The organism is Streptosporangium nondiastaticum, assembly GCF_003011965.1.
Lineage (GTDB): Bacteria > Actinomycetota > Actinomycetes > Streptomycetales > Streptomycetaceae > Streptomyces > Streptomyces nondiastaticus.
In genome coordinates this window covers 1-477 of sequence record NZ_PXWG01000353.1, presented here as the reverse complement: position 1 = coordinate 477, position 477 = coordinate 1, and the positions used below count along the sequence as shown (strand labels likewise).

At 71.3% G+C, this 477-nt stretch carries 1 protein-coding gene; it reads right to left on the bottom strand.

The window, feature by feature from the left end; translation table 11 throughout:
* Nucleotides 1-249: 249 nt before the first annotated feature.
* Nucleotides 250-477, bottom strand: a 228-nt coding sequence (locus tag B7P34_RS36190; RefSeq protein WP_106682293.1) for a WhiB family transcriptional regulator, incomplete at its 5' end; no start/stop codon positions are given.

The following is a 477-nucleotide window of genomic DNA, read 5'->3' as shown; positions in this document are numbered from 1 at the left end:
GAGTGCTCGATCAGCCGGTGCGCGGCCTCGTCGAGCGTCAACTCCCGGATCTCCCACAGGGCTCCGAGGTGGGCCAGCTCTTCCGCGCCGGAGTGGACGGTGGACAGGTGGGGGAAGGTGCTCACGACTCCTCCTCACAGGATCGGTCGCAAGCGCTGTCAAGGCACTTGCACAGCTCCTCGACGGCGATCCGACGGGCGATCGCCCTCTGCACCGCCATCGCATCGACAGGGGCGGAGACGGGCGCGCTCATCGGGCGCTCCTGGTGAGCTGGGCACCGAGAGCGCGCCGCTCCTCCGGTGTGGTTCCGGCGCGCACCGACCACCCATCACCGCGCTCCATCGCGTCGTCGAGGCAAGGACGCCGCACCGGGCAGCCGGCGCACACAGAGCGGGCACGGGCGAGCTGGAGGCGGGCGCCGTCGCTGTCCCAGGACCATCCGACAGGGTGGAAGAGGTCGGCCTCGACCTCGCGGCA